Source organism: Bacteroidota bacterium, assembly GCA_018266835.1.
Taxonomy (GTDB): domain Bacteria; phylum Bacteroidota; class Ignavibacteria; order Tepidaquicellales; family Tepidaquicellaceae; genus JAFDZO01.
In genome coordinates, this window is sequence record JAFDZP010000002.1 from 1,605,586 (window position 1) to 1,628,020 (window position 22,435).

Below are 22,435 nucleotides of genomic sequence, written 5' to 3' on the forward strand. Positions count from 1 at the left end.
TATAGTTTTGCAGGGAGGGATTTTATAAACAACTAAATAAAAGCTTATGCTGGAAAACTACAACGAAAGAAATTACAATGAGTACCCTGAGACGATGGCTAAGTTTTATGATATAGTTTATGCAGGAATAAGAGACGGCGTGGATAAAAAATTTTACGTAGATAGAATTCTATCTGCTGAGGGACCTGTGCTTGAAGTCGGTGTGGGTACCGGAAGACTATTCCTTGAAGCGCTTAACAAAGGCGCAGATGTTTATGGAATAGATATCAGCGATAATATGTTGAATGTATTGAAGAGTAAGCTTGAAGAGCATGAGCATTACAGGGTTACCCGCGCAGATATGAGGGATTTTGAGCTGGATAAAAAATTTAAGTTAATTATTTCTCCGTTCAGAGTTTTCTCACATATGTACACAGTTGAAGATCAGCTTGCTGCTTTGCAATGCATTAAAAACCATTTAGATGATGACGGCATTTTTATTTTTGATTTGTTTGTTCCGAACCCTTATATGATTTCAAAAGACATTGATGAGTTTCTTGATTTTGAGGGTGAATACGAGCAAGGAAAAATGCTTCAGCGATTAGCTTCAGTGAAAACGGATTATATTAACCAGACAAATCACATCACCATGAAATTAAAATGGGAAGATGATAATGGTTATAACATTGTAGATAATAAATTCAGCATGAGGTACTACTTCCGCTATGAACTTGAGCATTTAATTAAGGAAAGCGGAATGAAAATAAAAAATATGTACGGAGATTATAATTACTCTCCACTGACAAATAAATCAAATGATTTTGTTACTGAATGTACAAAATAGTTGATTTAATTTTACAAACTTAATTCATTGAATGAATTTAAACAAACTTGGTTACAATTCTTTTTTTGAAGCTTACTTTAACGAATATGCTTCAGAGGGACAAATTCCCGGAAGAATAGCTATACAGAATTTATCAAACTTCATAGTCTATACGGAGCTTGGCGAACTTCTCGGAGAGGTATCCGGCAAGTTCCGTTTTGAAGTGGAGAACGGTACGGCAGAAGTAAACGGTTTCCCCGCTGTAGGTGACTGGGTATTGCTTCGCGCTTTCCCTGAAGAAAATAAAGCTATCATAGATAAAATTCTTCCTCGTAAAAATAAATTTTCGCGAAAGGAAGCGGGCGAGAAAACTGTTGAGCAAATCGTTGCTGCTAATATTGATATTGTATTCATTGTGAATGCTCTGAATCATGATTTTAATCTCCGTCGACTTGAGCGTTATCTTACAACTGTAATGGATAATGAAATAAGACCTGTTATTATTTTAAGCAAGGCTGATCTGGCTTCTGACTTGGACACAAAGATTGAAGAAGTAAAAGATGTTGTTGGCGTAATTCCTATTCACGCAATCAGCGTAAAAGAAAATTTCGGACTTGAAGAGCTTGAACAATACTTTGTTAACAATAACACCGTGGCAGTACTTGGTTCATCAGGTGTCGGTAAGTCTACTCTGATAAACACTCTAGCCGGCGAAGAAAAATTCTTTGTTCAGGAAGTGAGTGACTTCTCCAATAAAGGAAAGCATACAACTACTCACAGGGAAATGATAATTCTTGCAAACGGCGGACTTATAATCGACACGCCCGGAATGCGTGAGTTGCAGCTTTGGGACGGCGGCGAAGGTGTTGCCGAAACATTCGATGACCTGGAAGAGCTTGCGCTCCAATGTAAATTTTCAAACTGCCTTCATGCAGATGAGCCCGGGTGCGCAATCCGTGCTGCAATAAATAACGGGGAAATAGATGAAACAAGATTAAAAAGTTATTTAAAGCTTATGCGTGAAGTAAAGTATATCGAATCAAAGCAGAATGTAAAAACGGCAATTGAAAATAAAAAGAAGTGGAAACAGGTTCACAAATCGTTGAAGGATTTTGATAAGAAGAATAAGGGAAAGCGTGGTTAAAAGAAATTAATGAACGGTCTCTAACTTTATCATCTGATCAAGTTTTCTTTTTAGGTCAACATATTCCTGCAGGCGTTCTTTATCTTTTTTAATTTCATCAAGTTCGCGTTCGATTTGTTTGATCTTAAATTTACGTATTACTCCCATAGCTTTCTCCATGAAATTAATTTTCATGTTTGAGTTGCGGGCAATAAGACTGTTCTTATCCGCCTTTACTAAAGGACTTATCTCGTCCTTCTCTAAAACGGCAAGAGTTATTATATATTGTACCTCTTCATCTTCAATATCGTTAAGCGCTTTTGAAGGATTGATTTTCCCTTCCTGAATAAATTCATCAAGGAAGTAATGCACTGCCTTCATTATCTGCTGCGTTGTAATAAAATCAATTTCAAGATTCGATTCAAGATATCCTATAACATCATCGCCGCCTCTTACAAAAATTTCAATAAGTTCAAGTTCTTCCTGCGGAATTCTTTTTCTCTCAACATCATTTTTTATTTTTGCTCTTTCGGGCAGTACAATCGATGACTGAGGAAATGAAGGCTTCTTATCGTTCTTTAAAAATTTGTTAAGCTCGACTTGCAAATCACTTTCACGAAGCTCATACAATGAGGCAATTTCTTTTAAATATAATGAGCGTTTAATAGCATCTGGAATCTTTCCTATGTATGTAATAATCTCTTTTATAAAATCCGTCTTCTGCGCAATTGTGTTCAGCTTATTCTCTTTGGTATATAATTCTCCTATAAAATTTATAATCGACTTCTTTTCAAATATTACATTCTTAAACTCTTCGACACCTTTCTTAGTTATAAAGCTATCGGGGTCATCTCCTTCGGGAAGGGTAACAATATCTACATCAAGTCCGCCTTCAAGAATTAATTCTATACCACGCTTTGCTGCTTTTATTCCTGCAGCGTCAGCATCAAATAAGAATATAATATTTTTTGTATAGCGTGAAATTAATTTTACTTGTTCTTCAGTCATTGCAGTGCCACTTGTTGCAACAACGTTTTCCACTCCTGCCTGGAAGAGTGAAATCATATCCATGTAACCTTCTACAAACAGCGCATAGTTGTTTGCTATAATGCTGTCCTTAGCAAAATTCAATCCGTAAAGGACTTTGCTCTTGCTGTATATTTTTGTCTCAGGTGAGTTAAGATACTTTCCTGTCTTATCGTCTTCAAATAATTGTCTTCCGCCGAAGCCTACAACTTTCCCTGACTCGTTAAAAATCGGAAACATAAGTCTGCCTCGGAATCTGTCATAAACTCTGTTCTCATCGTTATCACTTTTGCGGACTAGCCCCGCATTCTCAAGATCTTCATTGGTAAATAAGTCCTCTTCTCTGAAGTAACTGAGCAGACCGTCCCAGCGATTATAAGCGTAGCCGATACCAAATCTTGTAAGTGTGCCCGGTTTGAGTTTTCTTTTCTTTATATAATCATGAACAACTTTGCCTTCGTTGCCGCTCACATCTTTAAGCGCTTCTACATAAAATCTTGCTGCCTTAACATTTATATCGTAAAGCTTTGCGTACTCATCGTAATTGGCAATTTCTTTTTTATTGTACTGAATATCTATACCTGCGCGTGATGCAAGTTTTTGAGCAGATTCGAAGAAGGAGATTTTTTCAAAATCCTGAATGAAGCGAAACATATTGCCGCTGGCTCCGCAGGAAAAGCAATGATATACTTTTTTTTCCTGTGAGATATTCATTGACGGATTTTTATCGGGATGGAAAGGGCAGAGCGCAAGGAAATTTTTCCCGCGTCTTTTAACGTTTATGTATGTTGAAATAACATCTACTATATCGTTAGCATTATTAATTTCGTCAATCTTTTCGGGTGGTATTCGCATTATTCAATTTAACGTTTCTAAGAAATATTATTAATATATAAAAAATCCCATTGTGTTTACTTTAATGTTACGAAGCCGGAGCATCGTAATGAGTTATGGAAATTTAATTTTCGGTCAAATATATGAGCAATTTTTAACAGCTATAAGTTCTGAAAAAACATATACCGAAACTTACGCCCTCTCGTAAGTTATGAGCTAAAAGATTGTTTTTACAGTTATGATTTTTTGCGAAACGAGGAGTTATATCTTGTCAAAAGCTATTCATATTTCTTAAAATCAACCAAGATTTTTCATATAAAAGAACCTATACAAGATAGTAAGTAATAAACTTTTTTCAAACAGAAGTTTTATTATTTCCCTATATGTGAGTACAATTTTTATTATTGGCTTGACAGAATTTTCCTGTTATAAAAATATTTTTAAAGAAGGAAGGACATAATTCCGGCGAAAGAATTATGTCCTTTAGCAGATGCTTAAGCAAGGCAGGGTATAAAATACACTTTTATTTTACAAGTACCATTGATTTTGTAATTGTTGTGCCGTTAGTCATAAGTTTATAGAAATAAATTCCGCTGTTTAGACTTGCACCATCGAATTTTAGCTGATAGCTTCCGGCTTCTTTTACTCCATTGAATAAATTTTGAACTTCTTTTCCTGTCATATCATAGACCTTCAGAGAAATATATCCTGATTTAGTTAAATCGAATTTAATTGTTGTTTCAGGATTGAAAGGATTAGGATAATTCTGATATAAATTTATTGAAGATGGTACTGTTGTGCTGATTTGAGTGACTGCAACTATGTTGTCTTTTTTGTAGATGACTCCGTTTGCCCCAACGGCAAAACCTTTCAGGTTACTGTTTTTAATATCTGAAAGGGGAATAGACGCAGGAATATTCTCATTGTTCCAGGTAACACCTCCATTAGTTGTTTTAATAATGAACCCACGGTTTTGAGATGAAGGAGCACCATTAACTGAACCGCTTGCATAAATTACCGATTCGTTTACAACCGTGATAGAATTAATCATTGTTGCGGAATTATCATTTAAAATATAATTCCAGTTTGCTCCTGAATTAGTTGTCTTTATCACAAATCTATTCTTGTTAAGAGTATCAAGATAATATCCTCCTGCGGCAAAACCTGTAACTCCATTTATAAAGACAATATCAGAAACTACATTGTAATAACTTCCTAAATTCTGATAAACAAGATTCCAGTTATTTCCGCCGTTTGGAGTTTTATATATACAATTCATAACACCTATATATCCGATTTCATAGTTGATAAATTTCTGTGAGGTAATAGAGCCATTTATACCGGTCGGAATTTCCACCCAGGAGTTTCCGTCATTTGTAGATTTAAAGAATTTATTCGGACCAACAGAATAAAGTCCGCCCGACATATAACCCACTCCGTCTGCAAACTCAATATTTTTTAAAAAAACATTATTAATCCGTGGATTATCAACAAACCAGTTATTTCCGCCGTTTGTAGTTTTATAAATTTTTGAATATAGAGTGTCATCCGGGATAGGACTGTTTGCTAAAATAAATCCTGTTGACTGGTCCTTGAAGTAAATTTTTTTAAATGTAAAGGTAGGATTATTAAGATCTATGTTCTGCCAGCTTGCTCCCGTATTCCGTGTTATTAAAAGTGTTCCTCCGGTACCCGTACTAAACCCTGTATTAAGGTTTGTAAAAAAAACAGATGTCAGTAAATTACTTGTTCCTGAATTCACCTGATACCACCCTGTTTGGGAAAAGCACAGATTTGAGAATAGAAAAATGAAGAGAATTACCCTGATATTTTTCATTTTAATTTTATTTAGGTTAATAAATAAGAGACTAAAGAATAAAACTAAAATGTAGAGTTATTTCGTATATTATGTGTATTTGATAAAGTAGAGTGTGGAGTTATAGTGTGTTTTTTACGTAGAAAACGTGTATGGGCTTATGATTTTTATAAACTTACATAAAGTTTGCCTGCACATTAAAGGTAAAATTCCGTCCCCATCAAAAACAGGAACATTTTTCAGCCCCGATTGTTTATAAATACTGAAAGTGGATTATTTGGTATATAATTGAAATTCTTGAAAACTATTATTAAGTTCTAAACGTAGAGATTTTTAGCTGAAATACAATACTTGTTAACATTTATTTAACGTCTTTTTCGTATTGTTGTAAAACCCTCAATATTGAGCCAATGAAGAAAAAAATTTTGTTTATCTGCGGGTCAATCAATCAGACATCTATGATGTACAAGATTTCCAAACAGCTGCCTGAATACGACCAATATTTCACTCCTTATTATGCCGACGGTTTTTTAAAAATGCTTTTAAAAGCAGGCCTGGTTGAATACACCGTGCTGGGCGGCAAATTCAGAAAAAATACAGAAAAATTTCTTTCCGAACATAATTTAAAAATGGATTACGAAGGCAAACAGAATGATTACGATTACGTCTTCACCTGCAGTGATTTGTATATTCAAAAAAATATAAAAAAGAAAAAAATAGTACTGGTTCAGGAAGGGATGACTGACCCTGAAAAACTTAATTATTATATAGTAAGATATCTCGGCTTGCCCCGCTATCTGGGCGCAACTTCACTTACGGGACTCTCACATGCTTATGATTTATTCTGCGTTGCCTCAGAGGGATACAAAGACTTTTTTGTAAAGAAAGGCTGCAATCCCGATAAAATTGTTGTGACGGGAATACCTAACTTCGATAACTGCAAAGAAAGTCTTAACAACAACTTCCCCCATAAAAATTATGTATTAGTCTGCACATCCGATGCCCGCGAGACTATCAGCTATGAGAACAGAAAGAAAACGATTCTTGATGCTGTGAAAATTGCAGACGGCAGACCAATGATTTTCAAGCTTCACCCGAATGAAAAAGTCGAACGCGCAACAGAAGAAATAAATAAATATGCTCCGGGAGCATTGGTGTTCGATTCCGGAAATACTAATGAAATGATTGCAAACTGCGATGTGCTTATTACAAGATATTCAACGGTAGTTTACGTAGGCCTTGCGCTCGGTAAAGAATGTTATTCATATTTTGATATTAATATGCTGAAGCGTTTAACTCCTATGCAAAACGGAGGAAACTCGCACAGGAATATTGCAGATGCATTCCGAAAAAGAATTGTGCAGGAAGAACATGGAGATTTCGTACCTGATTATGCAGGAGATTATGAAACTGCCGGTACCATGTAATAAAATTCTGATTTTACCTGTTTTTACCTCCGAATGCAGATATATTCAGTTATCTCTTTGGATTTTTAATATCAATAGAAATCATTAATTTGTGTGCTTAGTTCGTTTATTATTTTAGATAATTTTTAATTGGATTCCGACGGTAGTTTAAATATATTGATTGTTGTACAGGCACGAACAGGTTCATCCAGACTGCCTGATAAAGTTATGCTCCCCCTTTCCGGCGAACCTCTCCTGGTCAGAATGATGGAAAGAGTAAAGGCTTCTAAAGCTGCTACAAATTTCGTTGTTGCAACTTCAACCGATGATGAAGATGATATTATTGAAGAGCTTTGCGATGATTATGATTTTAATTGTTTCAGAGGCAGCCTCGAAAATCTTCTCGAAAGACATTACCTTGCAGGGCTTAAATACAATGCAGACGTTGTTGTAAAAATTCCATCTGATTGTCCTTTAATAGACCCTGCTATAATAGATAAAGTAATTAATTTTTATGTCCGTAATAAAGATAAGTATGACTTTGTAAGTAATTTACATCCGCCTACATATCCTGACGGAAATGATGTTGAAGTTATTCCGATGCCGGTACTTAAAATCACCTATGAAAATGCGCTGCTGAACATGGAGCTTGAACATACAACGCCTTACATATGGGAGCGTCCCGATGAATTCAGAATAGGGAATGTTCTCTGGGAAACAGGGCTGGATTATTCCATGACATACAGATTTACAATTGACTACAGGGAGGATTACGAATTTATAAAAGCTGTTTACGATGAGCTGTATGAGGAAAATCCTTTGTTCGGGCTTGATGATATTTTAAAACTGCTTGAAGAAAAACCTGAGTTAAAAAAAATAAATGAGAAATACGTAGGTGTTAACTGGTACAGAAATCATTTAGACGATCTGAAAACAATTTCACCTGATGATACAAAACATATAGAATTTTAAAGTTCAAAAATTTAATGGATTCAAAAAAACTTAACGAATTAAAACAACGCGCTTACAATGTCCGTGAACATATAATAAGAATGTCCACAGACGGCGGATGTTTCATAGGAGCATCGCTTTCATGCGCAGACCTAATTGTGTATTTATATGATTCATATCTTAATGTTACTAAAGATACTTTAAAAGACCCGAACAGAGATTATTTTTTCTTATCAAAAGGGCATGACGTTCCTGCGCTTTACGGAACGTTTGCTGAAATAGGATGGATTGAAAAAGACCGATTAAAAAATCATCTTAAGCCTAACGATTTCATTTACTGGCATCCGAACAGAAATATTCCCGGTATTGAATTTCATTCAGGTTCACTCGGACACTTATTAAGCGTTGCCATAGGTGTAGCTCTTGATTGTAAGATGAGAAAGCAGACTAACAAAGTTGTAGTAGTATTGGGAGACGGTGAGCTTAATGAAGGCACAATATGGGAAGGCGCTTTAGTCGCCGCGGCAAAAAAACTTGATAACTTAGTTGCAGTTGTAGACAGGAATCAGTTTCAGGCAAATATAAGAACGGAAGAACTGATACCGCTGGAATCCATCGAAAAGAAATTTGAAGCTTTCGGATGGAATGCGCACAGAGTTGACGGACATGATTTTGAAGCAATGGATAGCGCTTTCAAATCAGTAAAACAAGGCGAAGGTAAACCAAACGTAGTTATCGCAGATACAGTAAGGGGCAAAGGTCTTCCTAGCATTGAAGCGAGAGCTGACAGATGGTTTGTAAATTTCAAGCATGATGAAATTGATATGCTTTTAAAAGAGTTACACGGGGAAGAGGCAGCAAAGCTGACTTCCGAAACCATTGTGGCGAGATAATACCAACAAAAAAATTTGATTCAAAACCCCCTGAATATTGAAACTGATGATGGTGCAGTCACCATTGAAAAAATCTATGCTCTGAATAAATCGGCATGGGATTTAAAAAACAGTGACGTACGCCTTGCAATGGATAATGCTCAAAAAGCTGTGCGTATGGCATTGGGTTTAAAAGCTGATGATGATATTTATACTGCAATTATTAAGAATACAATTTCTCCTATAGAAAACAAAAAACTGCTGGGAGATTGTCTGCACATTTTAGCATGGCTCGATGTAGAGTTTTCTAAATTTGATAACGCGATTGTTTCTCTTTTATTTGCAAAAAAATTATTTGAAGAGATTGATGATAAAGATGCCTTGTGTAGAGTACATGTAATACTTGGAAGTGTTTATGTTTTAAAGGGAGAATTTAAAACTGCAATACAATATAATCTTGAAGGGTTAAAAATAGCTGAAGAAGATAATAATAAGGAAAATGCTACTGTCCTTTTAAGCAATGCAGGACTTACATACTGGAACCTTGGAGATAATAAAAAAGCATTTGAATTTATTTCAAAGAGTCTCAGAAATAAACGTGAGAAGGGTGATAAACTTGATATAGCAAAATCTCTTAATAACATCGGACTAGTTTATAATGCGATGGGAGATTACTATAAGGCGCTTGAGGCATACAATGAAGCATATAGAATTGTTGAAGAGCTGGATGAAAAAAAAGGAGTCGGTATTCTTTATATGAATATCGGTCTTATATATGAAAGACTTGGCGAGCCGGATAAAGCAGAAAGTTTTCTTTATAAAGCGCTTGAATCATACAAGGCTGTTGATTACAAAAAAGGAATAGGCGAGTGTCTTGTAAATTTAGCTCTTGTAACGCGCATTGCCGGCAGAACTGAAACAGCATTAAGATATGCGTATGAAAGTTTTGAAGTCGCAATCGCTATAGGAGATAAGAAAGTAATTGCATTCACTTATCAGGAGATAATGAATGTCTTCAAAGATAAAAAAGATTACAAAAAAGCTTTAGATTTTGCACTGAAATGTTATGACTTACGAAGAGATATTGAGCATAAGGCAGGAGTAATGGGTATCTGCGGAGATATTGGTGAGATTTTAATTGAGATGAATGAAATTGAAAAAGCGCTGAAATATTTAGACGAAGGAATTACTTTAGGAAATGAAGTCGGTTCAAAAGCAGAGTTGTTAAATCTTTATAAAAATATTTCAAAGTGCTATGAACTTACAGGAAATTTTGAAAAAGCTGTTGAGTCTTTAAAAAAACACATCGAGCTAAGGGATATTGTTTCCAACGAGGAAACGAAAAGAAGGATACAGAATGTACAGGCACAGTTTGAAGTTGTACAGGCGCAAAGGGAATCGGAAATTTACAAACTAAAAAACATTGATTTAGCCGAAGCGAATAAGAAGCTTGAGGATATGAATCAGGAGAAGAATGAATTTTTAAATTTAGTCTCTCACGATTTAAAAAATCCTCTGAATTCCATTTACGGTTTTTCAAATCTTCTTGTTGAAGATATTAATACTTTATCGATGGAAGAAATTTCGGATTTTGCTTCGAACATTAATATAAGTTCGATGGCAATGCTTGACCTTGTGAATGAAATTCTTAATTCTGAAATGATGGACTCAGGCAGATATGAACTGAACAACGAGCTGATCGATTTAAACGTGCTGATAAAATCTCTTATAAGTATGAATAAATTTCAGCTAAGACAAAAAGAGATTAAAATTATTTTTGACGAGAAGATTGTTTCTCATGTGTTTAACGATTCAAATGTAATAAAGCAGATTATTAGCAATCTGCTTTCAAATGCTATAAAGTTTTCACCCGAAGGCAAAAGCATTTTTATAACAGTAGCTCATAACAAATCTGATTCTTCTACATGGGTTGGAATTCAGGATGAAGGACCAGGGCTAACTGAAGAAGACAGAAAAAAATTGTTTACGAAATTTGCAAGACTTTCGGCAAAGCCCACTGCAGGGGAATCGTCAACGGGACTCGGGCTTTCAATCGTAAAAAAACTTGCAGATATAATCGGCGCAAAAGTTGTATGCGAATCTGAACCGGGCAAAGGCGCAAAGTTTATTTTACAAATACCTACTACACCATTAAAAATTAAAAAATAATTTATTAAATATATTAATGACTTACGAAGAAATACTTAAAAAACTTGTTGACGAAGACGAACGGTTTATAGTAATGACTGCTGAAAACAGAGCAGCAATAAGAAATCTTCCAAATCAGATAGGTGACAGATTTATAGATACAGGAATTACAGAGCAGACGTTAGTCGGTTCTGCTGCGGGGCTTGCGTTTAGAGGAAGAATTCCTGTGATACACGCGCTTGCAACATTTTTAACAATGCGCGCTTTTGAATTTATAAGAACAGATGTGGGTATAGGCAATTTACCTGTGAAAATAGTAGGCGGTTTTTCGGGATTTATGTCCGACGGTAACGGAGCAACACACCAGTCACTCGAAGATGTATCTTTAATGCGATGCATTCCAAATGTAAATGTATGGTGTCCTTCAGATGAAGAAGATATGCTTATCGGACTGGAGACAGTTTTAAAAAGTGAATCACCCTTTTATATCCGTTATAATAATACCAAGCCTTCAGTTTCTCATAATAAAAATTTTGAGATAGGGAAAGCCGAAGTGATTTCAGAAGGGACTGATGTTGCAATATTAGTTTACGGATTTTTACTCGGTGAAGCAGTTAAAGCAAAAGAAATACTTGAATCTCAGGGAAAATCTGTAAGACTTATAAATCTCAGAACAGTAAAACCTATTGATGAAGAGGCAATTTTAAAAGCAGCAAAAGAATGTAAAATGATTCTCACGCTTGAAGACCATTTTTTAACAGGAGGATTGTATTCTATTGTTGCTGAGATATTTTTGCGAAATCAAATCACAGCTAAAGTCGTTCCTGTAGCTATGGATAATAAGTGGTTCAAACCGGTACTTGGCCAGGACTTGCTTGAATACGAAGGCTTTACAGGAAAACAGATTGCAGAGAAAGTTTTAAAAAATTTATAAAAATTTTAACATTAACTAAACATACGATTCTCATATTTATTTTATTAATATGCCAAACAAAGTAGAATTTAATAACAGCTATCCCGATATATCTAAATCAAACGAAATTTTTTCACGAAGCGAAGGATTGATTCCTGCACATACACAGACACTTGCTAAAGGTCCCGGACAATGGATAAAAGGCGTTGCCCCCAAATATCTTGTGAAAGGTAAAGGCTCGCATGTATGGGATGCTGACGGCAATGAGTATATAGATTACAACATGGGCATTGGTCCTATTTCATTGGGATATTGCTACGATAAAGTTGACGAAGCGATTAAGAAGCAGCTTGAAGACGGAATAACATTTTCATTAATGCATCCGCTTGAAGTTGAAGTTGCCGAGCTTGTGAAGTCAGTTGTTCCCAATACAGAATCAGTCCGTTACTCAAAAACAGGATGCGATATTACAACAGCGGCTGTTCGCTTAGCGAGAGCATTTACGGGAAGAGAAAAAGTTTTATGCTGTGGTTATCACGGCTGGCATGACTGGTATATTTCAGTTACCGATAGAAATAAAGGAATCCCTGAAGCAGTGAAAGATTTAACATACACAATAAGCTACAATGATATTCAGTCCGTTATAGATTCTATTGATAAAGATACTGCATGCGTAATACTAGAACCGTTTGTATTTGAAGAAGAGAAAGATAACTTTTTGCAGGATTTAAGAAAAGTCTGCGATGAACACGGAACACTTCTGATCTTCGATGAAATGTGGACGGGATTCAGAATTGCAAAAGGAGGCGCGCAGGAATATTTCAATGTGAAAGCTGACTTAGCATGCTTCTCAAAAGCAGTCGCCAACGGTATGCCGATTTCAATATTAACAGGAAGAGCAGATGTTATGAAGTTACTCGAAAAAGATGTTTTCTTTTTCACAACTTTCGGAGGGGAAGCATTATCACTTGCCGCAACAAAAGCGACTCTGAATGAAATTGTTGAAAAAAATCTTCCCGATGTTTTAGACAGACAGGGAAAGAAATTAAAAGACGGATATAATAAAATTGCTTTAGAGCTTGGAATGAATTACACATCATGTTCAGGATATAACTGCAGAACGATAATGACTTTCAACGGAGATTTATCAGGATGCAATCCACTTGAAATGAAATCACTCGTTCAGCAGGAAATGATTAAGCGGGGAGTATTATGGGGAGGATTTCACAACATGTGCCTTTCACACACAGATGAAGATATTGAATATACATTGAAGGCTTATAAAGAAGTTCTTCCAATTCTGAAAAAAGCCGTAGATGAAAAAAATGTTAAAGGGTATCTGAAAGGCGAAGCAGTTGAACCGGTATTCAGAAAGACAACGAACTTCAATATGAAACCAAAAAAGGCAAGCTAAGATGTCAGATTTATTTTCATTAAACGATAAAGTTGCGATTGTAACAGGCGCGCTGGGGCTCATAGGGAAAAATCATTGCTTTGCGCTTGCCGAAGCGGGCGCAAATGTTGTTGCGTGCGATCTGAACGGAGAGATGTGTGACGAGTTTGCAAAAAATTTACAGAATGATTCCATTGGTGTTGGAGTAGATATAACATCACCTGACTCTTTAAAAAATTTACGTGATGAAGTTTTAAACAAATTCGGAAAGATAGATGTGCTTGTAAATAATGCTGCGATAAACGACATGTTTGAAAATCCTTTGGCTGCACTTGAACAATCAAAGTTTGAAAATTATCCGCTTGAGATGTGGAAGAAATCTTTAGAGGTAAATGTTACCGGAATGTTTTTATGCTCGCAGATAATAGGAACTGAAATGGCTATGAGGAAATACGGAAGCATTATTAATGTTGCTTCCACTTACGGAATAGTTGCCCCTGACCAGTCACTTTACAAAAACGAAGAGGGTGAGCAGACGTTTTATAAATCGCCTGCATACCCAGCTACAAAAGGCGCAGTGATTTCATTCACAAAATTTCTCGCTGCCTATTGGGGAAATGTTGGTGTACGGGTGAATACATTATCTCCCGGCGGAGTAGAAAATTCACAAAATGAGTTTTTCATTAAAAATTATTCTAAACGAACTCCACTTGGAAGAATGGCTGCTCCCACAGATTATAAAGGTGCAGTAGTGTATCTTGCGTCAGATGCGTCAGCATACATGACAGGAGCAAATTTAGTTATTGACGGCGGCTGGACTGCCTGGTAACAATTTGTTAATGCGAATTTAATGAAACATTATTTGTATTTTTGCAGTTTAAGTTATAGGTTATTTTAAATAAGGAGAATATCATGGCGAAAGTTAAAATAGCAGAGAGATATATCGGTGACGGCGAAAAAGTTTTTGTGATTGCCGAGATAGGCATAAACCATAACGGCTCATTGGAAAATGCTCTGAAGTTAATTGACGGAGCAAAATATGCGGGATGCGATGCTGTGAAGTTTCAGAAAAGAACTCCCGAGCTATGTGTACCTAAAGACCAATGGCTTATAGAGCGAGAAACTCCATGGGGAAGAATGACCTATATAGACTATCGCCACAGAGTGGAATTTTCGAATGATGAATACAAAATTATTGATGCATACTGCAAAGAAAAAAATATTTTATGGCTGGCTTCCTGCTGGGATGAGCTTTCAGTAGATTTTATGGAGCAGTTCAATCCGCCTTTTTACAAAGCAGGCTCGGCATCATTAACAGATATTAATTTACTCAAAAAGAAAAAATCCACAGGCAGACCATTGATGATTTCAACTGGTATGTCAACAATCGATGAAATAAAAAAAGCTGTTGATATAATCGGCACTGATAATTTAATGATTGCCCACTCAACATCAACTTACCCTTGCAAGCTTGAAGAGCTTAACATAAAAGTAATTACTACATTGAAAGAAATGTATCCTGAAGTTCCGATTGGCTACTCAGGTCATGAAACAGGACTTGCGCCAACATGGGCTGCAGTATCTTTGGGAGCTACGTTTGTTGAAAGACACATTACATTAGATAGAGCAATGTGGGGAACTGACCAGGCAGCATCAGTTGAAGTTGTCGGCTTTAAACGCCTTGTAGAAAATATCCGCGATATAGAAGTAAGCTTAGGTGACGGAGTGAAAAAACTTTACGAATCCGAACTGGCACCAAGGAAAAAATTAAGAAGAGTTTCTTAATTTGATTTAACATTAAATAAGCTCTTCCATTTTTTCGATAAACCAGTCCTTACTCCAGAAGTTTGCATGTTCATCTTTTGCTTCTTTATAAACTGCGTAATCTAATTTCTTGTTATTAATTTTTGCCGATGTAATTTTTGCAGCAAAGTATAAAGCAAGCTTTGCCCTGTTTGCCAGCATATCCGGTATATCTTTGTTTTCAGATAGAAAGTGTTTGAAGGAATCAATTAAAGAGTTTACTGATTCGAATGAGTTCGTTTCAAAATAATTCATAAAATAGTACATTCGCACCCGCATTTTTGTAACCACATCTTTTAATTCCACTTTGCTCAGAGTATTCAAAGATTTATGATAATTTTTTTTATAAAAATATATGATAGCTCTGCATAAATTTATTGTGTTCTCCTGTTCTTCAGGCGAAAGCTTTGTGTAGTTCTCTTCTGCAAATTTCTCAGCGAAATCAAACTCTTTACAGGTAATAGCTATAGTAAAAATGTTCTCAAATTTACTTGTGAAAAAATATCCGCCTTTCTCCAAAGGCAAGATATTCAATTCCAGAAAAAACTTATTCAGTTCAAATGCTTCGCGTATATATTTAGCGTCCTTAAAACGAAGCCCGCCGTTAATTGCGTTTATAAGTGCAGTCCATATATTAAACTTTTCAAGCTTGCTTAAGTTTTTATGATATTTATATGCCAGCTCTTTAAGGTTAAAAAAGTTTTCATCGTTTCCATAATCTGTCCTGGCAACGTACATATAATAAAAAAGCGCCAGGTATGGATAGTGGGAATATTCTTTTTCTTTGGCTTTATTTAAAAATTGTTTAACATCAAACGTCTTAAGGAATTCCTCAGTAACTTCGTAATCAGATTTGAAATTGAAAACTTCTTTTTCATATGAAATTTCATTCACGGCAACGAATAATTCACGGTAGAAAAAATTAAATAAACTATCACCCAGCTCAATTGAGTACTTTGAATAATTTTTCATTTTTGAAATTCTATAAACGTCTATCAGTTCTTTCACTAAACTGAGTTTTTCATAATAATCTATTTCAGTATCTCTTTTGTTTTCAATCTTCTGCATCATTTCCAGAATATATTTTTCGGCGAGCTTGTATTTTTTTCTCATTTTTAATTCCGAAATTATATTAAGTCTGCTGTGAAATTCATCCTTTTCAAAATGGCTAATTGAAAAATATTTTTTTATAAGTTCGGTTAATTCTGACATTCTTGTACGCAGGCTTGTCTGGCTGAAACTCTTTCCGGGATATAGTTTTTTAAAAAGTTGTTCCCTGTAAAGTGCTTTATCTTCAAATTCAGGAGCATATTTTTTTAGTATGTCAAATAAACTGCCAACGGTTTTATTTGTATTGTGAAAAGGAGATTTTATAAAGCTTTCAAATCTTTTCAACTCATCTTTATCTAATGTCTTTAAAAGCTCAATTGCAATATTGTTATGCATTTAAATTAACTCTCCCATCTTTTTAATTATCCATTCCCTGCTCCAATAGCCTGTTTTATTTCCATTTGCTTCCTTGTAAATAGCATAATCCAGCTTTTTATTATTAATCCGGGCATTAATAATAGAACTGCAATATTTTAAAGTTGAATTAACCCGTTCGATCAGATATTCCGGGATTTTTTTGTTTGACTTTAAAAAATGTTTAAAGGAATCCATGAGTGAGAGACATGCCTCAAAAGATTCTGTCTCATAATAATTTATGAAATAATATAGTCTCACCCGTATTTTTAGAACTGTATCTGTGAGTTTAACTTTGCTAAGATAATTTAATGATGCATCGTAATTTTTTTTGTTTAATTCCAATATTGCCTTACAATACATTTCTGAGTTTTCCCTCATCTCCGGCTGCAGCAAATGTAAATATTCTTCCAAAAATTTTTCGGCAAAATCAATTTCTTTACATGTAATCATGTTTGTAAAAATATTGTCAAAAAAGCTTTGAAAAAAATAAGACCCCGGATACAACGGAAATATTTTTAAACCTACAAAAAATTTGTTTACTTCAAACAGCTCATAATTATACTTTGAATCAATATATTGAAGGCTTCCGTTTATTGCATTGGATAAAAACACCCATAGATTAAACAAACCGATTTTATCAAACTTTCGATAATGTTCAAAAGAAAGTTCTTTCAGGATCTTAAAATGTTCAGGATTATTTTTATCAATTCTTGACATGTACATCCTGTAATACATTTCCATTATCGGCTGATTCTCATAATTGTGCTTTTTAAGCCGCATTAAAAAATTTTGAAAATCAAAAGCGTTTATGAATTCTTCTATAATGTTAAATTCAGGTTTGTGTTTGAAGATAGCTTCATTGTAAAGCATATCATTTGCAATCTGAAAAAAATATGAATAGAAATAATTCAGCAATGCATCACCTAGTTCCATATTTCTTTCGGACGTATCTCTGTTCGCATCGCCTCTGTAAGTTGTCATAAGTTCGTTTACAAGTTCGCTTTTTTCAAAAAAAACAGGAGGGTCAACATTATTTCGTTTCTTATTCTCATCCAGAAGCTCGAGTAAAAATTTTTCAGCTATTTTATATTTTTCTCTTTTATTCATTTCCCTGGCAAAATAAAATTTCTTGTAAAAGTCATCCTGCTCAAAATACTGAATAGAGATAAATTTTCTAAGCAAGTCGGTAAGTTCTGATAATCTGGTCCGCAAACTAAGTTCACTATAATCTTTCCCCGGATATACTTTAGTGAATAGTTTTTCTCTCGTCAAAGACTTATCAATAAAATCCGGAGCATGTTTTTTAATTGCATTAAAGAGGCGTACAACTGCTGCATTTGTATTGAAATAAGGCGAGTTTAAGAAGACATCGAACTTTTTTAATTCCTCCTTGCTGAGAGTTTTCAGCAGGTCTATTGCAATATTGGAAAACATTGGAGAAGATTTTTACAAAGATATGGTTTTTAAGTGAGAGTGTAAAATAAAATTTATCAAAATTGTTAGATAAATAATCGAAGGAATTTATGATTTAATTTTCAGTTTTTCATTATAAATTATCTTTACATATTTCGTAATGAAAATCGAAGCAATCACAAGAAATACACTCAATCTTGTTAATGAAATTGATTCTGCATTCACAGTAGATTCAAAGCTGAACATAAAGTTATCTGATAATACATTTGCTTACGAAATTGAGAAAGTAACACCCTATGAAAAATCATACGGATATGATAAGACTGATTATTCGACATACATAAATAACAAAGAAAAAATAATTTTCTTATCGTTTGCGGATAATGAGTTAGCAGGACAGGTTATTATTGTAAAAAACTGGAATTATTACGCCCGCATAGATGATATCAGAGTTGAAAAAAAATACAGAGGAATGGGAGCCGGCTCTGCACTGGTTAAGAAAACGATTGAATGGGCTAAAGCAAATAATTGCATCGGTGTAGAAGTTGAAACACAGAATGTGAATGTTAACGCATGTTTATTTTACAGGAAGAATGGATTTGTTTTGGGCGGAGCAAACACCTTTATTTACAGAGCTTCCGAATTAGAAAAAAATGAAATACTTCTGAACTGGTATTTGTTGTTTTAGCAGTGCACGTTTTGAATTTCAAGATAAATATATTTAAGTTTCCACTCTCACTGCAACTTCACATATTGTTCTATGAAAATTAAAAAATTTACCTGCATTAACTGCGGAGCGCCAAAAGTAAATGAATACACCGAGCCATACATAATGTGCGATTACTGCGGTTCGTTCACGGATATAGATTATACCCTTGGTTTGAAATTCTGGACTGCAGCACCCAAAAAGACTCAGCGATATATGAAGGAGAAAATTGATTTTACTCAGAAGCTCGATGCCGCTTTCAAAAAGAAAGATAAAGTCACTTATAAAAATTTGCAGTACGCCTACTGGGATGAGTACTATAAATTCTATCCTGAATACATACCACCTACAATAGATAATGACGAAAAATATAAAAAATATCTTGAAGTCTGCGCTGACTCAACAACAAACTATTCATTTGATCCTGAGTGGAAAGGAAAAGAAAAAGAACTTGCCATAACTCAGCAGAAGCTTTCTTACTATGCAGAAAAAGACGGTTCGTCTAAGGTAACAACTGCTTCGTTTTTTCCTATGGCAGAGTTTTATATTAATTATATAAAAGATTCTTTCAAAGATTTTTATGAAAATCCTGATTATGCTATCATGTACGACTTACTTCCTCCTGCCGTACATCTAAAAATGAAAATATCCATGTTTGTGCAGTTATGGCTGCCGTATCTCAGTAAACAGGATGGCGAAAGATTTTTATCAATGACAGGATTTACCTTGCAATATGTAGAGCTCGAGAAGCCAAACGGTGATAAGGCAAAATGCGAACATTGCAGCGCTGAGATTTTCGTTCCTGAAGGTTCATACAAAGTTTATTGTGAGAAGTGCCATAAGACAACCAGAGTCCAATCGAAATTCAAATGCATGTCATGCGGCGCGGAAAACGATGTGCCTGAAAATCCGGGCAAGCCGATTGACTGCGCTTTCTGCGGAGTGGAAAACCGATTAATACAGCCTCTGTTCGGGTAAGTCCTTTTTGCATTTTACATTTTTTGCATTTTAAAAGGGATGAAAAATTTTTAATTTTCATCCATGTCATTACAAATCGCTTCCACTATTATAATTGTTTTAGCAGGGCTGCTAATGGTAATTCTTGAACGACTCTTTCCGTACACCAAAGGGCAAAGATTTTTCCGCGAAGGCTTTTTTAATGATTTTATTCTCTACACAATTGTTCAGAGTTATGTGCTCGGGCTCATAATTTTCGCATTCCTCAATTACATAAAAACACATACAGGTTTATACGAGTACAGCGTTGTCGGTAACTGGCCTGTGTGGCTTCAGGTTATATTCTTTCTTGTTATTCACGATTTTTATATCTACTGGTTCCATCGCTGGATGCATAACAATGCTACACTATGGAGAATCCATGAAGCGCATCACTCACCGCGCACTGTTGACTGGCTCTCGGGTTCACGTTCGCATGCACTTGAGATTTTAATCAATCAAACCGTTGAGTTCGCTCCGATAATCCTCCTTGGCGCCGCGCCTGAAGTTGCTATCTACAAAGGAATGATAAGCGCAATATGGGGAATGTTCATTCACTCTAATATAGATGTCCGACTTGGAAAGCTGCAGTATATTATCAACGGACCCGAAATGCATCGCTGGCATCACTCAGATGATGAAGGCAGGGAATATCAGAATAACTACGCAACTAAATTTGCTTTCTGGGACTGGATGTTCGGCACAGGATTTTTACCGAACCCCGATGAAAAAAAACCGAAGCAATACGGACTTCGCGATACACCTGATTATCCGCTTTCTCCTATAGAATACGATAAGGCTCATCCTAAACATATCGCAAAAGTTACGTGGGTAGATACCGTTGCATATTTCAAGCAGCATTATTTTGCTTTCAGAAGAAGAACATCTTCAGATGCCATTAAGGAATATATGAAAGATAAAAAAACTGAGAAGGAAAGTGCGAGAGAAATGCAAAGAGGAATTGAAATAGAAAAGGGAGCGAAAAATCTTAAACACGCTCCCCAGAAATAATAAATATAAATTTTAATTTGCTTTTACTTCTGCAACTAATTTCTGCAGAACACTTTTCGCATCGCCGAAAAGCATTTTTGTTTTCGGATCGTAGAATAACTCGTTATCTATACCTGCATATCCTGCATTCATACTTCTTTTATTGATAATAATATTCTTTGCATTTTCTACGTCAAGAATCGGCATTCCGTATATTGGTGAATCTTTATCATTCTTGGCAGCAGGATTTACAACGTCGTTCGCACCGATTACAAGAGCAACATCAGTTGTAGAAAACTCAGGATTTATCTCATCCATTTCAAGAAGCTTAGGATAAGGAACATCTGCTTCAGCTAATAACACATTCATATGTCCCGGCATTCTTCCCGCAACAGGGTGAATAGCATAAAGCACTTCAACACCTTTTTCTTCAAGAGTTTTTTCAAGCTCATGGCAGATATGCTGTGCCTGCGCAACTGCAAGTCCGTAACCCGGTACAATAATAACTTTCTTACTGTAGCTCATAAGCACTGCGCAATCGGTAACAGAAATTTCTTTTACAACTTTCTGCTCGCCGCCTGCATCAGCTTTTTTAGTCTTCGGATTAGAGAATGCGCCTATGATTACATTCGTTAACGAACGGTTCATAGCTTTGCACATTAATATTGTAAGTATCGTTCCTGATGAACCAACGAGAATACCGCCCGTAAGCATTGCCTGATTATTATATAAAAATCCGCCGCATGCCGCTGCAACACCTGTGAATGAATTCAGCAGGGAAATTACAACAGGCATATCTGCACCACCTATAGGGAATACAAAGAGAATTCCATAGATAAGCGATATTGCGCTGATGATTAATAATAAGTTAAGGTTTGCCGACGGCTGCATCATTAAATAAACAGAGACACCGATAATTGAAAGCATCAGCACAATGTTTATTAACTGATTAGCAGGTAAGTAAATATCTTTTATTTTTCCTTCAAGTTTTCCCCATGCAATAATACTTCCGGAAAACGAAATGCATCCGATTATTGAACCGAGAATTATTGTAAGTGTTAATCCGTTGAAAAGAGAATCACCTGTGTGAGTTGTATTGTAATGTGAGAATTCTACGACTGAAATTAAAGCTACGCATGCGGCGCCGACACCATTGAACAATGAAACCATTTGAGGCATTGCCGTCATCTGAACTTTCTTTGCCATCAGAGTTCCGACTATGCTACCTATAATAATACCGCCAAATATCCAGACGTAGTTGCCGAGAGGTTTGCCCTCCGGACTTTTATATAAAAAAATTGTAGTGATAACAGCAATGAACATACCTATTGCTGCGATTATATTTCCTTTCCTTGCGGATTCAGGATGCCCTAAGAATTTAAGCCCGATTATAAATGCTATAGAAGCAATGAGGTACGAGATTTCTAAACTATACTGCGCCATTTAATTTTTAGGTTTTTTCTTAAACATTTCAAGCATTCTGTCAGTTACAACAAATCCACCGACTACATTTAATGTACCGAGTATAACTGCAATGAATCCGAGAACAAGAGATAAATAATCATTGCTGTCTGCCAGTCCCATCACGATTACTGCGCCTACTATAACAACGCCGTGGATTGCATTTGCTCCCGACATTAAAGGTGTGTGAAGGATGGATGGTACTTTAGAAATAACTTCTATGCCTAAAAATATTGAAAGGATAAGAATATAAAAAACTTTTATGTTTGCGCCTATAAAAGAAATTATAGTTTCCATAAAGTAATTTAAAAAAGT

The 22,435-nt window shown here is 35.4% G+C and carries 19 protein-coding genes; 13 read left to right on the forward strand and 6 right to left on the reverse strand.

Features of this window, described 5'->3' with window-relative positions:
• The first annotated feature begins 46 nt into the window (after positions 1 to 46).
• Positions 47 to 823 carry a class I SAM-dependent methyltransferase gene (locus JST55_08815; GenBank protein ID MBS1493599.1) on the forward strand — a complete coding sequence of 259 codons (777 nt, stop codon included), beginning with the start codon at positions 47 to 49 and terminating at the stop codon, positions 821 to 823.
• A 31-nt stretch (positions 824 to 854) separates the two neighbouring features.
• The gene (gene rsgA / locus JST55_08820) at positions 855 to 1,946 is read left to right on the forward strand and encodes a ribosome small subunit-dependent GTPase A (GenBank protein ID MBS1493600.1); all 1,092 of its coding nucleotides are present in this window, start codon (positions 855 to 857) and stop codon (positions 1,944 to 1,946) included.
• Between the two features lie 6 nt (positions 1,947 to 1,952).
• Here the strand turns inward: rsgA and JST55_08825 are convergent, their stop codons facing one another.
• Positions 1,953 to 3,806 carry a DNA primase gene (locus JST55_08825; GenBank protein MBS1493601.1) on the reverse strand — a complete coding sequence of 618 codons (1,854 nt, stop codon included), beginning with the start codon at positions 3,804 to 3,806 and terminating at the stop codon, positions 1,953 to 1,955.
• Positions 3,807 to 4,308: 502 nt separating this feature from the next.
• Positions 4,309 to 5,622 (reverse strand): T9SS type A sorting domain-containing protein, encoded by a 1,314-nt coding sequence (locus JST55_08830; protein MBS1493602.1) that lies wholly within the window; start codon positions 5,620 to 5,622, stop codon positions 4,309 to 4,311.
• 389 nt (positions 5,623 to 6,011) lie between these two features.
• Here JST55_08830 and JST55_08835 point away from each other — a divergent pair, with 389 nt between their 5' ends.
• From JST55_08835 to JST55_08870, 8 genes are all read left to right on the forward strand, one after another.
• Positions 6,012 to 7,028 (forward strand): CDP-glycerol glycerophosphotransferase family protein, encoded by a 1,017-nt coding sequence (locus tag JST55_08835; protein ID MBS1493603.1) that lies wholly within the window; start codon positions 6,012 to 6,014, stop codon positions 7,026 to 7,028.
• A gap of 129 nt (positions 7,029 to 7,157) precedes the next feature.
• Positions 7,158 to 7,979, forward strand: a complete 822-nt coding sequence (locus tag JST55_08840) for a glycosyltransferase family protein (protein ID MBS1493604.1) — start codon at positions 7,158 to 7,160, stop codon at positions 7,977 to 7,979.
• 14 nt (positions 7,980 to 7,993) lie between these two features.
• Positions 7,994 to 8,851, forward strand: coding sequence for a transketolase (locus JST55_08845; protein MBS1493605.1), 858 nt, complete (start codon positions 7,994 to 7,996; stop codon positions 8,849 to 8,851).
• 15 nt (positions 8,852 to 8,866) lie between these two features.
• Positions 8,867 to 10,999: a tetratricopeptide repeat-containing sensor histidine kinase gene (locus tag JST55_08850; GenBank protein MBS1493606.1), complete on the forward strand. Its 2,133-nt coding sequence runs from the start codon at positions 8,867 to 8,869 to the stop codon at positions 10,997 to 10,999.
• 16 nt (positions 11,000 to 11,015) lie between these two features.
• The gene (locus JST55_08855) at positions 11,016 to 11,912 is read left to right on the forward strand and encodes a transketolase (GenBank protein ID MBS1493607.1); all 897 of its coding nucleotides are present in this window, start codon (positions 11,016 to 11,018) and stop codon (positions 11,910 to 11,912) included.
• A gap of 49 nt (positions 11,913 to 11,961) precedes the next feature.
• Positions 11,962 to 13,305, forward strand: coding sequence for an aminotransferase class III-fold pyridoxal phosphate-dependent enzyme (locus JST55_08860; GenBank protein ID MBS1493608.1), 1,344 nt, complete (start codon positions 11,962 to 11,964; stop codon positions 13,303 to 13,305).
• A 1-nt stretch (position 13,306) separates the two neighbouring features.
• Positions 13,307 to 14,113 (forward strand): SDR family oxidoreductase, encoded by an 807-nt coding sequence (locus JST55_08865; GenBank protein MBS1493609.1) that lies wholly within the window; start codon positions 13,307 to 13,309, stop codon positions 14,111 to 14,113.
• Between the two features lie 83 nt (positions 14,114 to 14,196).
• Entirely contained in the window at positions 14,197 to 15,069 is an 873-nt protein-coding gene (locus JST55_08870) for an N-acetylneuraminate synthase family protein (protein ID MBS1493610.1), read from the forward strand.
• A gap of 12 nt (positions 15,070 to 15,081) precedes the next feature.
• Here JST55_08870 and JST55_08875 read toward each other — a convergent pair whose 3' ends face one another.
• Together JST55_08875 and JST55_08880 are read right to left on the reverse strand one after the other, a co-directional pair.
• Positions 15,082 to 16,533 (reverse strand): hypothetical protein, encoded by a 1,452-nt coding sequence (locus JST55_08875; protein ID MBS1493611.1) that lies wholly within the window; start codon positions 16,531 to 16,533, stop codon positions 15,082 to 15,084.
• Positions 16,534 to 17,988 (reverse strand): hypothetical protein, encoded by a 1,455-nt coding sequence (locus tag JST55_08880; GenBank protein ID MBS1493612.1) that lies wholly within the window; start codon positions 17,986 to 17,988, stop codon positions 16,534 to 16,536.
• 139 nt (positions 17,989 to 18,127) lie between these two features.
• Here JST55_08880 and JST55_08885 point away from each other — a divergent pair, with 139 nt between their 5' ends.
• The 3 genes from JST55_08885 to JST55_08895 all read left to right on the forward strand — a co-directional run bounded on the left by JST55_08885 (position 18,128) and on the right by JST55_08895 (position 20,680).
• Entirely contained in the window at positions 18,128 to 18,655 is a 528-nt protein-coding gene (locus JST55_08885; protein ID MBS1493613.1) for a GNAT family N-acetyltransferase, read from the forward strand.
• A 72-nt stretch (positions 18,656 to 18,727) separates the two neighbouring features.
• The gene (locus JST55_08890) at positions 18,728 to 19,651 is read left to right on the forward strand and encodes a hypothetical protein (GenBank protein MBS1493614.1); all 924 of its coding nucleotides are present in this window, start codon (positions 18,728 to 18,730) and stop codon (positions 19,649 to 19,651) included.
• 63 nt (positions 19,652 to 19,714) lie between these two features.
• Positions 19,715 to 20,680 (forward strand): sterol desaturase family protein, encoded by a 966-nt coding sequence (locus JST55_08895; protein MBS1493615.1) that lies wholly within the window; start codon positions 19,715 to 19,717, stop codon positions 20,678 to 20,680.
• Between the two features lie 12 nt (positions 20,681 to 20,692).
• On the opposite strand, the gene JST55_08900 is transcribed toward JST55_08895, so the two are convergent.
• Together JST55_08900 and JST55_08905 are read right to left on the reverse strand one after the other, a co-directional pair.
• Entirely contained in the window at positions 20,693 to 22,102 is a 1,410-nt protein-coding gene (locus JST55_08900) for an NAD(P)(+) transhydrogenase (Re/Si-specific) subunit beta (protein MBS1493616.1), read from the reverse strand.
• Positions 22,103 to 22,417, reverse strand: coding sequence for an NAD(P) transhydrogenase subunit alpha (locus JST55_08905; protein MBS1493617.1), 315 nt, complete (start codon positions 22,415 to 22,417; stop codon positions 22,103 to 22,105).
• Positions 22,418 to 22,435 lie beyond the last annotated feature (18 nt).

Bases quoted from the DNA above. Each gene is read 5' to 3' on its own strand.
- JST55_08900 (MBS1493616.1), bottom strand. From the start codon at position 22,102: ATGGCGCAGTATAGTTTAGAAATCTCGTACCTCATTGCTTCTATAGCA.
- JST55_08875 (MBS1493611.1), bottom strand. From the start codon at position 16,533: ATGCATAACAATATTGCAATTGAGCTTTTAAAGACATTAGATAAAGAT.
- JST55_08835 (MBS1493603.1), top strand. From the start codon at position 6,012: ATGAAGAAAAAAATTTTGTTTATCTGCGGGTCAATCAATCAGACATCT.
- JST55_08880 (MBS1493612.1), bottom strand. From the start codon at position 17,988: ATGTTTTCCAATATTGCAATAGACCTGCTGAAAACTCTCAGCAAGGAG.
- JST55_08890 (MBS1493614.1), top strand. From the start codon at position 18,728: ATGAAAATTAAAAAATTTACCTGCATTAACTGCGGAGCGCCAAAAGTA.
- JST55_08870 (MBS1493610.1), top strand. From the start codon at position 14,197: ATGGCGAAAGTTAAAATAGCAGAGAGATATATCGGTGACGGCGAAAAA.
- rsgA (MBS1493600.1), top strand. From the start codon at position 855: ATGAATTTAAACAAACTTGGTTACAATTCTTTTTTTGAAGCTTACTTT.
- JST55_08905 (MBS1493617.1), bottom strand. From the start codon at position 22,417: ATGGAAACTATAATTTCTTTTATAGGCGCAAACATAAAAGTTTTTTAT.
- JST55_08830 (MBS1493602.1), bottom strand. From the start codon at position 5,622: ATGAAAAATATCAGGGTAATTCTCTTCATTTTTCTATTCTCAAATCTG.
- JST55_08860 (MBS1493608.1), top strand. From the start codon at position 11,962: ATGCCAAACAAAGTAGAATTTAATAACAGCTATCCCGATATATCTAAA.
- JST55_08865 (MBS1493609.1), top strand. From the start codon at position 13,307: ATGTCAGATTTATTTTCATTAAACGATAAAGTTGCGATTGTAACAGGC.
- JST55_08815 (MBS1493599.1), top strand. From the start codon at position 47: ATGCTGGAAAACTACAACGAAAGAAATTACAATGAGTACCCTGAGACG.
- JST55_08825 (MBS1493601.1), bottom strand. From the start codon at position 3,806: ATGCGAATACCACCCGAAAAGATTGACGAAATTAATAATGCTAACGAT.
- JST55_08845 (MBS1493605.1), top strand. From the start codon at position 7,994: ATGGATTCAAAAAAACTTAACGAATTAAAACAACGCGCTTACAATGTC.
- JST55_08895 (MBS1493615.1), top strand. From the start codon at position 19,715: ATGTCATTACAAATCGCTTCCACTATTATAATTGTTTTAGCAGGGCTG.
- JST55_08885 (MBS1493613.1), top strand. From the start codon at position 18,128: ATGAAAATCGAAGCAATCACAAGAAATACACTCAATCTTGTTAATGAA.
- JST55_08855 (MBS1493607.1), top strand. From the start codon at position 11,016: ATGACTTACGAAGAAATACTTAAAAAACTTGTTGACGAAGACGAACGG.